This is a genomic window from Salmonella sp. SG203, from assembly GCF_013350575.1.
Taxonomy (GTDB): Bacteria; Pseudomonadota; Gammaproteobacteria; order Enterobacterales; family Enterobacteriaceae; genus Salmonella; species Salmonella enterica.
In genome coordinates, this window is sequence record NZ_SNMT01000039.1 from 1 (window position 1) to 12,754 (window position 12,754).

Sequence of the window (12,754 nt, forward strand, 5' to 3'; positions counted from 1 at the left end):
CTTTCCTCTTTCAGAGTCAACCCTGAATTTCAGGATTTTTCTCTTCAACCGACCGGCTGTTTGTGTGAAGTGATTCACATCCGCCGTGTCGATGGAGGCGCATTATAGGGATCCCATTTTTTTGCACAAGCGTTTTTTGGATCTTTTTTTCTGTTTGTTGATTTTTCATCCCTTTCGCTCCATTCCTGCGCAAAGTGGCGATTTTTTGATGCTATCTCCCCTTGCACAACGCCGTTAAAGCAACCAAAGTCTTCATGACTATTCATTTATGATGAGGTAGACATGTCTGACACATTACGTCCTTATAAGGATCTTTTTCCTGAAATCGGTCAGCGCGTGATGATCGATACCAGCAGCGTGGTTATTGGTGATGTCCGTCTGGCGGATGATATCGGGATCTGGCCGCTTGTGGTGATTCGCGGCGATGTGAATTACGTTGCGATAGGGGCTCGTACGAACATTCAGGATGGCAGCGTTCTTCACGTAACCCACAAGTCTCCATCCAATCCACACGGCAACCCATTAATCATTGGCGAAGATGTTACCGTTGGCCATAAAGTTATGCTGCACGGCTGTACCATCGGTAACCGCGTACTGGTCGGTATGGGCTCCATTGTGCTGGATGGCGCGATAATAGAAGATGACGTAATGATTGGCGCTGGAAGCCTGGTGCCGCAGCACAAACGGCTGGAAAGCGGCTATTTATATCTTGGCAGTCCGGTAAAACAGATCCGCCCCCTGAGCGATGCTGAGAGATCGGGCCTGCAGTACTCCGCCAATAACTATGTAAAATGGAAAGACGACTATCTTTCCCAGGATAACCATATCCAACCGTGATCGTCTTCCTGCTGGGCCAGGATTAATGCTTCCGCCTCTTCTTCCAGGTCCCAGCGATACTCACGAAAAATGGCCAGCCATTGCTCCGCTGTTTCTCCACCAAAGCGATACGCCAGTACATCTTTTTTTATTGCACACGTGAGTTGCATCCCATTAACCAGGGCGGGAAAGATGATAGCACTGGCGGCAGTATCCCATTCTTCGCGGTCAGGAAATTGTATGGCCTGGTTCACGCTAATAATTCCTGCTGTAGCAGCTCAATCACTGGCTCGACCTGCGGTAATACACCGTGCCAAAGCAAAACGGCATGTGCAGCCTGCCCCACCAGCATTCCCAGCCCATCTGCGTAGCGTTTTGCGCCCTGTTGTACACACCAGGAGAGAAATGGCGTATTCCCTTTTTGATAGAACATGTCATAGCAACAGAGGGAAGGGTGAATAAGTGACGCCGGAATCGCCGGGATTTCGCCCCGTATGCCGCTGGAGGTCGCATTAATAATCAGGTCAAACTCACAACCATCCAGCTTGTCCATATCCGTGGCATGAACGCTGCCGGTATGAGCAAAGATTTTCGCCAACGCTTCGGCACGTGAAGCTGTACGGTTAGTGATAGTGACCGCGCAATCCAAAGAAAGCAGGGGTAACAGCACGCCCCGGGATGCGCCGCCCGCGCCAATCAGCAAAATACGCAATCCTGGGCGGATAAAATTTAAACGTTCGAGATCGCTTAATAAACCGATACCGTCAGTATTGTCGCCAAGCAAACGACCATCTTCCAGCCGTTTTAATGTATTGACGGCTCCCGCCAGCGATGCTCGTTCCGTTAACTCATCCGAACGCGCAAACGCCTCCTCTTTAAAAGGTACTGTGATGTTTGCGCCTTTTCCCCCTGCCGCGAAAAAGGCATCAAGCGTATTAATGAAATTATTAATAGGGGCCAGCACGCGACCATAGGGGTGAACAATATCTAGCTGCTGAGCAAATTGCTGATGAATAAATGGCGATTTGCTGTGCGCAATCGGATTTCCAAAAACAGCATAGGTTTCCATCATATTACCCCTGTCGAAACAGTTCGCCCGTCAGAGCATCGCGAATTTCTGAAGGATTTAAACGCCCACCCGTTGCGCCTTCAACCACCGGAAAATCATCACCAAATTGCGCACGCACCTCTTCAACGGTACGGCATGGCGGTAATCCGCTCAGATTGGCGCTGGTGGAAACCAGCGGTTTGCCATACGCATTGCATAGCGCGACCACCAGCGGGTGGTTGGTAACACGAACGGCCAGGGAATCAAAACGTCCCGTGAGCCACCGCGGCGTTGTCGCGGGCGCAGGAAAAACAAACGTTACCGGCCCGGGCCAGCAATCAAATACCGCTTTACGCTGTGCGGCGGTAAGTATGCTGTCATCAATATAAGGTTTTAACTGCTCAAAGCTGGCGGCAATCAAAATGAGTCCCTTATCGACGGGCCGTTGTTTTAACGCCAGCAGGCGCGTAACGGCTGTTTCACTATCGGGATCGCAGCCGACGCCGAAAACGGCTTCTGTTGGATAAGCGATGACATTTTCTTTATTCAGGAGATCTACCGCTGCGGCGATAGATCCTGTTGGCAGGTTATTATTCACTTGTTTATTCCACCGGAACCGGCTTTCCACATTGTTTACTGGCGCAAAAGCGCTTCACGCCCTGCGCGGTTTTCTTTTCGATGAGTAGCGGATAATGGCACTCGGGGCATTCCCCCGCAACCGGCGTGAAGTTAATGACGAACTGACATTCCGGGTAGCGATCGCAGGAATGAAAGATTTTTCCGTAACGAGAACGGCGCTGGACCAAATGTCCTTGCTGGCAGGCTGGACAGGCAATCGCCGTTTCATCCGGTTTATCAATAACCACTGTATGTTCACATTGCGGATACTGACTGCATCCGATGAACATGCCAAAGCGCCCCTGACGCAGCACCAGTACGGCGCCACACTCAGGACACAGTTGCCCCTCCAGAATTTTAACGATATGCCCGTCCGCCTGACTTTTCAGCGGACGAACATAATCGCATTCCGGATAGCGAGAACAGCCGAGAAACGGACCATGTTTCCCGGAGCGAATTACCAGTTCGGCCCCGCACTGCGGGCAGGGCTCATTTTTACGCACCGAAAACAGTGCTGATTTAGCCATATTCACTCATGCAGCATTAACACCTATCAATGCAGCATACCTTCATTTACCTCAAAGAGTAATTCTTCCATTTGCTGATAGGCGTTTTCACAGCCCGGAATGTTGAATAACACCATCAAAATAACCCATTTCAAGTCTTCCAGGTCAAACTCTGCGGTATCCAGCGCCAGCACACGCTCAATCACCATTTCTCGTGTTTCGAGGTTTAGCACCTGAATCTGCTCAAGGAATAACAGGAACCCCCGGCAACTGGCATCAAGCCTTTCACACTCTTCAACCGTATAAATGCGCATTGAAAGAGGATCGGAAGCAAGTTGCATGGGTTCCGCGAGGCCATCCTGATAGTCAGCGAGTTTTTCCAGCCACAGCAGCGCATTGTAGATGTCTTCGCGATCAAACCCAGCGTCGGTGAGATCACGCTCCAGTCTGTCCTGATCCACGCGCAGCTCGGCTTCGTTATGGATGTATGTTTCAAACAAATACATTAGTACGTCGAACATGGCTTGCCCTCCTTAATCGGACATAGCCGCCGGGTACAGCTGCGATCCATCCTGCTAACTCCAGTTCGAGTAGCTGAGCCACTACCGCTGGCACAGGTTGGCCGGCACGTTCAGCGACGACGTCAACAGGTGTTACCTCATCTCCTACGTTAGCCAGGAGCTCAGGAAATGGCAATGCCGCCTCATCCTGATTTAGTGAATAAAGTGAATTTTCCGCCGTAGTTGGCAACCAGTGTAAGCCGTATTGCAAATTTTCCAGAATATCCTCCGGCGTCGTCACAAGCGTGGCCCCTTGTTTAATTAACCAGTGCGTTCCTTCGCTTCCCGGACTACCGATAGGGCCTGGTAATGCAAAAACGTCCCGCCCCTGTTCAAGCGCGCAGCGCGCCGTCACCAACGAACCGCTGCGCAACGCCGCCTCAATCACCAGCACGCCTTTGCTCAGTCCGCTGATAATACGGTTTCTGCGAGGAAAATGTTGCGGTAGCGGAGGCGTTGAAAGCGGAAATTCTGAGACCACTGCGCCGCCGGTGGCAATCAAGTTTTCAGCCAGCACGGCATGTCGGCGAGGATAAATCTTTGCCAAACCATTTCCTAACACCGCTACACTTTTTCCCCCCATACTAATCGCGGCGTTGTGTGCTACGCCATCAATTCCCCGGGCAAGGCCGCTGGTGATCGTCAAACCGCTTTTCGCAAGGCTTTCGCAAAGCAGACGTCCCCAACGTTCCCCATACCAAGAGTGGCTCCGGCTCCCTACGACGGCAAGTTGGCAGGTATGCAGACAGGCAGGATCGCCGTCAATAAAAATAGCGCCGGGATAATCGTCAATAGCACGCAGTTGGGGAGGATAAATTTCACTATCCGCACACAGAAAATGGTGCTGCGGTAGTTCAAGCCAGCGTAACGTCTCATCAAGCACACCTGCTGGAAGCTGTAAAAAACGTTCAGCTTGCCGCGCGGTAAGACCAGCTTCCTGAAGGTGCGTGCGATTTATCTGAGGCTGGCGAATAAGCGAATTCGCCATGTTCAACATCGCCTCGCCATAAAGGTCGCCGACGTACATTAAACGTAACCAAATTTCGGTACGGGCCATCCTTTCCCTCCCCTGCCACAAGCAGTCTGAACAATCTTTGCGATTGGTCACTGATGCTGTCAATCAGGTGGGGATTTGTCTAGAATAGAGGTAATAATCTTTTCAACTCCTGAACACAACTCTGGATAATTATGTCAGTTTTGCAAGTGTTACATATTCCGGACGAGCGCCTTCGCAAAGTCGCAAAGCCGGTTGAAGAAGTGAATGCAGAAATTCAGCGTATCGTCGATGATATGTTCGAAACGATGTACGCGGAAGAAGGTATCGGTCTGGCCGCAACGCAGGTCGATATCCACCAGCGGATCATCGTGATTGACGTTTCGGAAAACCGCGACGAGCGCCTGGTACTCATTAACCCGGAATTGCTGGAGAAAAGTGGCGAAACGGGTATAGAAGAAGGCTGTCTGTCGATTCCGGAACAGCGCGCTTTAGTGCCGCGCGCCGAGAAAGTGAAAATCCGCGCGCTGGATCGCGACGGCAACCCATTTGAACTTGAAGCGGATGGTTTGCTGGCAATCTGCATTCAGCATGAGATGGATCATCTGGTCGGTAAACTGTTTATCGATTATTTGTCGCCGCTGAAGCAACAACGTATTCGTCAGAAAGTAGAAAAACTCGACCGCCTGAACGCCCGGGCTTAAAGGACAAGAACCAACGTGTCAGATTCACTACGTATTATTTTTGCGGGTACACCTGACTTTGCAGCGCGTCATCTCGACGCGCTGTTAACTTCTGGACATAACGTTGTCGGCGTATTTACCCAACCCGATCGTCCAGCAGGTCGCGGCAAAAAGTTGATGCCCAGCCCGGTAAAAGTGCTGGCGGAAGAAAAAGGCCTGCCCGTTTTCCAGCCCGTGTCGCTTCGTCCTCAGGAAAACCAGCATCTGGTGGCTGACTTACATGCCGACGTCATGGTTGTCGTAGCATATGGTCTGATTCTCCCAAAGGCAGTGCTGGATATGCCCCGTCTCGGATGTATCAACGTTCACGGTTCGCTGCTTCCACGCTGGCGCGGCGCGGCGCCTATTCAGCGCTCACTCTGGGCAGGCGATGCGGAAACCGGCGTCACAATTATGCAGATGGATGTAGGGCTGGATACCGGCGACATGCTGTATAAACTTGCGTGCCCGATTACCGCAGAAGATACCAGTGGCTCACTGTATAATAAGTTGGCTGAACTTGGCCCGCAGGGGTTAATTACCACACTAAAACAACTGGCGGACGGCACAGCGACGCCTGAAGCGCAGAATGAAGCGCTGGTCACTCATGCGGAAAAGCTCAGTAAAGAAGAAGCGCGTATTGACTGGTCTCTCTCCGCAGCACAGCTGGAGCGTTGCATTCGCGCCTTTAATCCGTGGCCAATGAGCTGGCTGGAAATCGACGGTCAGCCGGTAAAAGTCTGGCAGGCGTCCGTCATAGAGGACGCCACGCAGTCGCTGCCGGGAACTATTCTGGCCGCGACGAAACAGGGCATCCAGGTTGCAACAGGCAAGGGGATATTAAATTTGCTTTCGCTTCAGCCTGCCGGCAAAAAAGCGATGAGCGCCCAGGATCTGTTAAATTCACGCCGGGAATGGTTTATTCTTGGTAACCGCCTTGCCTGACGATCACGTCTTTATACGCCCGGTGTTACCGGGCATTTTTATTTTATACATATGAAAAAACAAAACAATTTACGTAGTCTGGCAGCACAGGCCGTTGAACAGGTCGTCGAGCAGGGACAATCATTAAGTAATGTGCTCCCGCCGCTGCAACAAAAAGTCGCCGATAAAGACAAAGCGCTACTTCAGGAGCTGTGCTTTGGCGTCCTGCGAACTCTTTCACAGCTGGAATGGCTGATCAATAAGCTGATGTCTCGTCCAATGACCGGCAAGCAGCGTACAGTGCATTACTTAATTATGGTCGGCTTTTATCAGTTGCTGTACACCCGAGTTCCTCCCCATGCGGCGCTGGCTGAAACCGTTGAAGGCGCGGTCTCCATTAAACGTCCGCAGTTGAAAGGGTTAATTAATGGCGTCCTGCGCCAGTTCCAGCGCCAGCAGGAAACGTTGCTTAATGAGTTTGCGACCAGCGATGCGCGCTTTTTACATCCCGGTTGGCTGGTAAAGCGTTTGCAAAATGCTTACCCCACACAGTGGCAACACATTATTGAAGCGAATAACCAGCGTCCACCGATGTGGCTACGTGTAAATCGTACACACCACACCCGCGACGGTTGGCTTGGCTTACTTGAAGACGCAGGCATGAAGGGATATCCCCATCCCGATTATCCCGACGCTGTACGTCTGGAAACGCCAGCTCCGGTACATGCTTTACCCGGTTTTGCTGAGGGTTGGGTAACTGTCCAGGATGCCTCTGCGCAGGGATGTGCGGTTTTTCTCGCTCCTCAGAACGGTGAGCACATTTTAGACTTGTGCGCCGCGCCCGGCGGTAAAACCACGCATATTCTCGAAGTGGCCCCCGAAGCAGACGTGTTGGCGGTTGATATTGATGAACAACGACTCTCCCGCGTTTACGACAACCTAAAGCGTCTTGGGATGAAAGCGACAGTTAAACAAGGGGATGGACGTTATCCCGCCCAATGGTGCGGCGAGCAGCAGTTTGACCGTATTCTGCTGGATGCGCCCTGCTCCGCAACCGGCGTCATTCGCCGTCATCCAGATATCAAATGGCTGCGTCGCGATCGCGATATCGCGGAACTGGCGCAATTACAGGCGGAAATTCTTGATGCCGTCTGGCCGCGCCTGAAGCCTGGCGGGACGCTGGTTTACGCCACCTGTTCCGTACTGCCGGAAGAAAACCGCGATCAGATCAAAACCTTTTTGCAACGCACTCCCGATGCCGCGCTCAGCGAAACGGGAACACCTGATCAGCCAGGACAGCAAAATCTGCCGGGCGGCGAAGAAGGTGATGGGTTCTTTTACGCTAAGCTAATCAAGAAGTGATGAGATAACGGGCCACGACTGATGAAAATTATCATACTGGGCGCAGGGCAAGTTGGCGGAACACTGGCGGAAAACCTGGTCGGCGAAAACAACGACATCACGGTGGTTGATACCAACGGCGAACGGTTACGCAGTTTGCAAGATAAGTTCGATCTACGCGTAGTTCAGGGGCATGGTTCGCATCCCCGCGTGTTGCGCGAAGCGGGCGCTGACGATGCGGATATGCTGGTCGCTGTCACCAGTTCAGATGAAACTAATATGGTTGCCTGTCAGGTAGCCTATTCACTCTTCAACACTCCAAACCGTATCGCCCGCATTCGCTCCCCGGACTATGTTCGCGATGCGGATAAACTCTTTCATTCTGAAGCGGTTCCGATTGATCATCTGATCGCGCCGGAGCAGTTGGTTATCGATAATATTTATCGTCTGATCGAGTATCCGGGAGCATTACAGGTTGTAAACTTTGCTGAAGGGAAAGTCAGTCTGGCAGTAGTAAAAGCCTACTATGGCGGTCCACTAATAGGTAACGCGCTCTCGACAATGCGAGAGCATATGCCGCATATCGATACCCGCGTTGCCGCAATTTTCCGCCATGACAGACCAATCCGTCCTCAGGGCTCGACTATCGTGGAAGCAGGGGATGAAGTCTTCTTTATTGCGGCTTCACAGCATATCCGTGCAGTAATGAGCGAATTACAGCGTCTGGAAAAACCCTACAAGCGCATCATGCTGGTGGGCGGCGGCAATATCGGCGCCGGGCTGGCAAGGCGTCTGGAAAAAGACTATAGCGTTAAATTGATCGAACGCGATCAACAACGCGCCGCAGAATTGGCTGAGAAACTGCAAAACACGATCGTCTTTTTTGGCGACGCTTCCGATCAGGAATTGCTGGCGGAGGAGCATATTGATCAGGTCGATCTCTTTATCGCGGTCACTAACGATGATGAAGCCAATATCATGTCCGCGATGTTGGCCAAGCGGATGGGCGCCAAAAAAGTGATGGTGCTGATTCAGCGCCGCGCTTATGTCGATCTTGTGCAGGGTAGCGTTATAGATATTGCGATTTCTCCGCAGCAGGCCACCATCTCTGCATTACTGAGCCATGTGCGTAAAGCGGATATCGTCGGCGTTTCCTCACTACGTCGCGGGGTTGCCGAAGCCATCGAAGCCGTCGCGCACGGCGATGAAAGCACTTCCCGCGTGGTTGGCCGCGTCATTGACGAAATTAAACTGCCGCCAGGCACCATTATTGGCGCGGTGGTGCGTGGAAATGATGTCATGATCGCTAATGACAATTTGCGCATTGAACAAGGCGATCACGTCATTATGTTTTTGACCGATAAAAAGTTTATTACCGACGTCGAACGTCTGTTCCAGCCAAGTCCTTTCTTCCTCTAATTTAAGGGGCGCTCATTCAGTGCCCTTTTAATTCCCTTTATTTATCAAGGTTTAATTTATTTCGCTAAACAGAAGCCGTAAATGGAAAATGCCTTAGCATTTGTTAAACTTATAACGTCAGCTGCATAGGGAGAATAAAAATGAGTTTTATTAAAGAATTTCGCGAATTCGCGATGCGCGGGAATGTTGTGGATTTGGCAGTGGGTGTCATTATTGGCGCGGCATTCGGTAAGATTGTTTCTTCACTGGTTGCCGATATCATTATGCCGCCGTTGGGATTGTTAATCGGCGGGATCGACTTTAAACAATTTGCTTTTACGTTACGCGAAGCGCAGGGAGATATTCCGGCGGTCGTCATGCATTACGGCGTGTTTATCCAGAACGTATTTGATTTTGTGATTGTGGCCTTTGCTATCTTTGTTGCCATTAAGCTTATCAACAGACTCAACCGTAAAAAAGCAGAAGAGCCGGCAGCTCCGCCAGCGCCTTCTAAAGAGGAAGTGTTATTGGGCGAAATCCGCGATCTGCTGAAAGAACAAAATAACCGTTCTTAATAAGCAGAAGGCCAGTGGTAAAAAAGTTACTTACTTTCTTGCCACTGGCCTCCCAGTTCCCTCGATTACCGTGTTTACCTTTGCGCAGATAGCTTCCTTTGCCTTTCTTATTTTTTTCAACGCGTTGCCTGAAAAGGGGATCGTGCAGTAATGCCTCAATGGCATTGTCCTTTATCTGCCCTTTCTTATGTTGATAACGACTCATAATGTCTCCCGATTGTATAAATTAACGGCGCGAGTGTAGCCCCGCCGGTTCAATAAATCAACATCCTGATTTCGCTCCACTGGCCCCCTGTTCCAGGGCTTCCAGAATGGAACAATAGACGCTACTGTGGGCCGTTCCGCAACAAGCATCATTAAGCCTTTGTAACGAACGCTGCATCGTTTGCAGTTCCGCAATCCTGGCTTCAACCTCCTGCAATCGCTCTTGCACAATACTTTTTGACTCCTGACAGGTATGGTGCTCAGGATCAATTCGGATCGATAAAAGCTCGCGGATCGAGTCGAGCGTGAAACCCAACTGTCGCGCATAACGAATAAACTTGAGACGCTGCAGATCGTTTTCGGTATACAGACGAAACCCGCCTTCAGTACGTACCTCATGATCCATCATCTGCTGTTTTTCATAGTAGCGAATGGTATCAGGCGTTACGTCTGCCAGCTTTGCCAGCTCACCAATGCGATACATACAAGCTCCGTTAATTATCGTTGATTTTATGCAGCAGTTTTTCTGCATACTCACCGTGTAAAAAGTCGGTACTCAACCCAGCCTGCCGAAGTTTTAGTTCAAGCAGGGAGAGCTGGCGACTAACCTGATGGTATCGAGGGTCATCTTCCCGGATACTGTTGAGGATATCAAGTAACTGAATAGCGTCTCTGCGCTGCTCCAGTTCAGGGGGAAGACAGCCCGCATTCTTGAGTAAGCGATAACCCGCACGAAGTTCCGCCGGCACATGAGAATCATCATCCAGAATAAGCGGCTCGCCACGGCCAGGCAAATTATCAAACTCGCCTTTACGCTGTGCCTCGATAATATGACGCTCTGCCCACTGGTCAAGTAACCACATACGTCGCTCCAGGGATTGAACGAAAAGAATACAATTATTGTAGATATGTGGGGTTCAGGAGGATATAAAAAAACCCGCCGAAGCGGGTTTTTTTACGTTACTACAGATTACTCTGCAGCAGCTTCTGTTTTCTCTGAACGATCAACCAGCTCGATGTATGCCATCGGCGCGTTGTCGCCTGCACGGAAGCCACACTTCAGAATGCGAGTGTAACCACCGGCGCGGCTCGCGAAACGCGGGCCCAGCTCGTTAAACAGTTTTGCCACGATCTCGTTATCACGAGTACGGGCGAATGCCAGACGACGATTAGCAACGCTATCAGTCTTGGCAAGAGTAATCAGCGGCTCAACTACGCGACGCAGCTCTTTCGCTTTAGGCAGGGTCGTCTTGATGATTTCATGACGAACCAGTGAACCTGCCATGTTGCGGAACATAGCCTGGCGATGGCTGCTGTTGCGGTTCAGTTGACGACCACTCTTACGATGGCGCATGACCTTATCCTTCTCAGTAAAACCTTAACCTGTGATCCGGTTACTCGTCAGCGATGCTTGCCGGTGGCCAGTTTTCCAGGCGCATACCCAGAGACAGTCCACGGGAAGCCAGCACGTCTTTAATCTCGGTAAGAGATTTTTTACCCAAGTTAGGCGTCTTAAGAAGCTCAACCTCGGTACGCTGTACCAGATCACCGATATAGTGGATAGCTTCTGCCTTGAGGCAGTTAGCAGAGCGGACAGTCAATTCCAGATCGTCAACAGGGCGCAGCAGGATCGGATCGAATTCTGGTTTCTCTTCTTTCACTTCCGGTTGACGTACATCACGTAAATCAACGAAAGCTTCCAGTTGTTCAGCCAGGATGGTTGCCGCACGACGAATCGCCTCTTCAGGATCGATTGTGCCGTTGGTTTCCATTTCGATGACCAGCTTGTCCAGGTCGGTACGCTGTTCTACACGCGCTGCTTCAACATTGTAGGCAATACGCTCTACAGGGCTGTAGCAGGCGTCGACCAGCAGACGGCCGATTGGGCGCTCATCTTCTTCCGAATGAATTCGGGTAGAAGCCGGCACATAACCACGACCGCGCTGAACTTTGATACGCATACTAATAGACGCGTTTTCATCGGTCAGGTGGCAGATCACGTGCTGCGGCTTGACGATTTCGACATCCCCATCATGGGTGATATCGGCTGCAGTCACAGGGCCAATGCCAGATTTATTCAGGGTAAGAATAACTTCATCTTTACCCTGAACTCTCACCGCCAGCCCTTTCAGGTTGAGCAGGATTTCCAGGATGTCTTCCTGAACGCCTTCTTTGGTGCTGTACTCATGTAGTACACCATCAATCTCAACCTCGGTCACCGCGCAACCCGGCATCGATGAGAGCAGAATACGGCGCAGTGCGTTACCCAGAGTATGGCCGAAGCCACGCTCTAAAGGCTCAAGGGTCACCTTGGCGTGCGTCGAACTCACTTGCTCGATATCTACCAGGCGCGGTTTTAGAAACTCTGTCACAGAACCCTGCATTGTGTCCTCTCTTTGGTACTAAGCTTTACTTGGAGTAAAGCTCGACGATCAGGTGTTCGTTAATGTCCGCAGACAGATCAGAACGCTCAGGCTTACGCTTGTACGTACCTTCCATCTTGCCAGCATCAACTTCCAGCCAGGTTGGCTTTTCACGCTGCTCAGCCAGCTCCAGAGCGGCTTTCACGCGAGACTGCTTCTTCGCTTTCTCACGAATGCTAACAACGTCATTCGGACTAACCTGATAAGAAGCGATGTTAACAACACGACCGTTTACCATAATTGCTTTATGGCTAACCAGCTGACGTGCTTCTGCACGAGTGGCGCCGAAGCCCATACGGTATACAACGTTGTCCAGACGACCTTCCAGCAGAGCCAACAGGTTTTCACCGGTGTTGCCTTTCAGACGTGCTGCTTCTTTGTAGTAGTTACGGAACTGACGCTCCAGCACACCGTAAATGCGGCGAACTTTTTGCTTTTCACGCAACTGCACACCATAGTCAGACAGACGCGGTTTACGCGCACCATGCTGGCCAGGAGCTTGTTCAATTTTACACTTGGTATCGATCGCGCGAACGCCAGACTTAAGGAATAAGTCGGTGCCCTCACGACGGCTCAGCTTGAGCTTAGGACCCAAATATCTTGCCATTTTCTTTCTCCAACTAAC

General features: G+C 51.1%; 17 protein-coding genes and 1 pseudogene. 6 read left to right on the forward strand and 12 right to left on the reverse strand.

The window, feature by feature from the left end; translation table 11 throughout:
* Positions 1-282: 282 nt before the first annotated feature.
* A complete protein-coding gene (locus HV477_RS26270; RefSeq protein WP_001285628.1) occupies positions 283-837 on the forward strand; it encodes a gamma carbonic anhydrase family protein in 555 nt (184 codons plus the stop codon).
* Here the strand turns inward: HV477_RS26270 and HV477_RS26275 are convergent.
* From HV477_RS26275 to dprA, 6 genes are read right to left on the reverse strand one after another with little or no spacing between them, the layout of a single operon-like run.
* Positions 804-1,070 (reverse strand): DUF1488 domain-containing protein, encoded by a 267-nt coding sequence (locus tag HV477_RS26275; RefSeq protein WP_079899372.1) that lies wholly within the window; start codon positions 1,068-1,070, stop codon positions 804-806. The two genes, HV477_RS26270 and HV477_RS26275, sit on opposite strands and share 34 nt — an antisense overlap.
* Positions 1,067-1,885 (reverse strand): shikimate dehydrogenase, encoded by an 819-nt coding sequence (gene aroE / locus HV477_RS26280; protein ID WP_000451194.1) that lies wholly within the window; start codon positions 1,883-1,885, stop codon positions 1,067-1,069. Before aroE ends, HV477_RS26275 begins: the two co-directional genes overlap by 4 nt.
* 4 nt (positions 1,886-1,889) lie before the next feature.
* Positions 1,890-2,462: an L-threonylcarbamoyladenylate synthase type 1 TsaC gene (gene tsaC / locus HV477_RS26285; protein WP_001063613.1), complete on the reverse strand. Its 573-nt coding sequence runs from the start codon at positions 2,460-2,462 to the stop codon at positions 1,890-1,892.
* 4 nt (positions 2,463-2,466) lie between these two features.
* Positions 2,467-3,009, reverse strand: a complete 543-nt coding sequence (locus HV477_RS26290; protein WP_001129708.1) for a type I DNA topoisomerase — start codon at positions 3,007-3,009, stop codon at positions 2,467-2,469.
* 26 nt (positions 3,010-3,035) lie between these two features.
* Entirely contained in the window at positions 3,036-3,509 is a 474-nt protein-coding gene (gene smg / locus HV477_RS26295; protein ID WP_000460663.1) for a DUF494 family protein Smg, read from the reverse strand.
* Entirely contained in the window at positions 3,481-4,605 is a 1,125-nt protein-coding gene (gene dprA / locus HV477_RS26300; RefSeq protein WP_175065617.1) for a DNA-protecting protein DprA, read from the reverse strand. Before dprA ends, smg begins: the two co-directional genes overlap by 29 nt.
* A gap of 131 nt (positions 4,606-4,736) precedes the next feature.
* Here dprA and def point away from each other — a divergent pair, with 131 nt between their 5' ends.
* From def to mscL, 5 genes are all read left to right on the forward strand, one after another.
* Entirely contained in the window at positions 4,737-5,246 is a 510-nt protein-coding gene (def, locus tag HV477_RS26305; protein ID WP_000114987.1) for a peptide deformylase, read from the forward strand.
* Between the two features lie 15 nt (positions 5,247-5,261).
* Positions 5,262-6,209: a methionyl-tRNA formyltransferase gene (gene fmt / locus HV477_RS26310; protein WP_079899374.1), complete on the forward strand. Its 948-nt coding sequence runs from the start codon at positions 5,262-5,264 to the stop codon at positions 6,207-6,209.
* Positions 6,210-6,260: 51 nt separating this feature from the next.
* The gene (rsmB, locus tag HV477_RS26315; protein WP_000744602.1) at positions 6,261-7,550 is read left to right on the forward strand and encodes a 16S rRNA (cytosine(967)-C(5))-methyltransferase RsmB; all 1,290 of its coding nucleotides are present in this window, start codon (positions 6,261-6,263) and stop codon (positions 7,548-7,550) included.
* Positions 7,551-7,571: 21 nt separating this feature from the next.
* Complete coding sequence (gene trkA / locus HV477_RS26320) at positions 7,572-8,948, forward strand: Trk system potassium transporter TrkA (RefSeq protein WP_000691374.1); 1,377 nt, start codon at positions 7,572-7,574, stop codon at positions 8,946-8,948.
* 140 nt (positions 8,949-9,088) lie between these two features.
* Complete coding sequence (gene mscL, locus HV477_RS26325) at positions 9,089-9,502, forward strand: large-conductance mechanosensitive channel protein MscL (RefSeq protein ID WP_000008119.1); 414 nt, start codon at positions 9,089-9,091, stop codon at positions 9,500-9,502.
* A gap of 1 nt (position 9,503) precedes the next feature.
* Here the strand turns inward: mscL and HV477_RS26330 are convergent.
* The 6 genes and pseudogenes from HV477_RS26330 to rpsD form a co-directional block, all read right to left on the reverse strand.
* Positions 9,504-9,707 (reverse strand): annotated as a pseudogene (locus HV477_RS26330) (alternative ribosome-rescue factor A); the annotation flags it as partial.
* Between the two features lie 57 nt (positions 9,708-9,764).
* Entirely contained in the window at positions 9,765-10,190 is a 426-nt protein-coding gene (gene zntR / locus HV477_RS26335) for a Zn(2+)-responsive transcriptional regulator (RefSeq protein ID WP_000285585.1), read from the reverse strand.
* Between the two features lie 10 nt (positions 10,191-10,200).
* Positions 10,201-10,569, reverse strand: a complete 369-nt coding sequence (locus tag HV477_RS26340) for a DUF1992 domain-containing protein (protein ID WP_000266515.1) — start codon at positions 10,567-10,569, stop codon at positions 10,201-10,203.
* 107 nt (positions 10,570-10,676) lie between these two features.
* Positions 10,677-11,060, reverse strand: a complete 384-nt coding sequence (rplQ, locus tag HV477_RS26345; RefSeq protein WP_001216370.1) for a 50S ribosomal protein L17 — start codon at positions 11,058-11,060, stop codon at positions 10,677-10,679.
* A gap of 40 nt (positions 11,061-11,100) precedes the next feature.
* A complete protein-coding gene (locus HV477_RS26350) occupies positions 11,101-12,090 on the reverse strand; it encodes a DNA-directed RNA polymerase subunit alpha (RefSeq protein ID WP_001162094.1) in 990 nt (329 codons plus the stop codon).
* Positions 12,091-12,115: 25 nt separating this feature from the next.
* Positions 12,116-12,736 (reverse strand): 30S ribosomal protein S4, encoded by a 621-nt coding sequence (rpsD, locus tag HV477_RS26355; RefSeq protein ID WP_000135226.1) that lies wholly within the window; start codon positions 12,734-12,736, stop codon positions 12,116-12,118.
* Between the last annotated feature and the right edge of the window lie 18 nt (positions 12,737-12,754).

Excerpts from the sequence above, each read along its gene's own strand:
- def (WP_000114987.1), top strand. The coding sequence starts at position 4,737 with ATGTCAGTTTTGCAAGTGTTACATATTCCGGACGAGCGCCTTCGCAAA.
- dprA (WP_175065617.1), bottom strand. The coding sequence starts at position 4,605 with ATGGCCCGTACCGAAATTTGGTTACGTTTAATGTACGTCGGCGACCTT.
- smg (WP_000460663.1), bottom strand. The coding sequence starts at position 3,509 with ATGTTCGACGTACTAATGTATTTGTTTGAAACATACATCCATAACGAA.
- rplQ (WP_001216370.1), bottom strand. The coding sequence starts at position 11,060 with ATGCGCCATCGTAAGAGTGGTCGTCAACTGAACCGCAACAGCAGCCAT.
- zntR (WP_000285585.1), bottom strand. The coding sequence starts at position 10,190 with ATGTATCGCATTGGTGAGCTGGCAAAGCTGGCAGACGTAACGCCTGAT.
- rpsD (WP_000135226.1), bottom strand. The coding sequence starts at position 12,736 with ATGGCAAGATATTTGGGTCCTAAGCTCAAGCTGAGCCGTCGTGAGGGC.
- aroE (WP_000451194.1), bottom strand. The coding sequence starts at position 1,885 with ATGGAAACCTATGCTGTTTTTGGAAATCCGATTGCGCACAGCAAATCG.
- HV477_RS26290 (WP_001129708.1), bottom strand. The coding sequence starts at position 3,009 with ATGGCTAAATCAGCACTGTTTTCGGTGCGTAAAAATGAGCCCTGCCCG.
- rsmB (WP_000744602.1), top strand. The coding sequence starts at position 6,261 with ATGAAAAAACAAAACAATTTACGTAGTCTGGCAGCACAGGCCGTTGAA.
- HV477_RS26350 (WP_001162094.1), bottom strand. The coding sequence starts at position 12,090 with ATGCAGGGTTCTGTGACAGAGTTTCTAAAACCGCGCCTGGTAGATATC.
- trkA (WP_000691374.1), top strand. The coding sequence starts at position 7,572 with ATGAAAATTATCATACTGGGCGCAGGGCAAGTTGGCGGAACACTGGCG.
- mscL (WP_000008119.1), top strand. The coding sequence starts at position 9,089 with ATGAGTTTTATTAAAGAATTTCGCGAATTCGCGATGCGCGGGAATGTT.
- HV477_RS26340 (WP_000266515.1), bottom strand. The coding sequence starts at position 10,569 with ATGTGGTTACTTGACCAGTGGGCAGAGCGTCATATTATCGAGGCACAG.
- HV477_RS26270 (WP_001285628.1), top strand. The coding sequence starts at position 283 with ATGTCTGACACATTACGTCCTTATAAGGATCTTTTTCCTGAAATCGGT.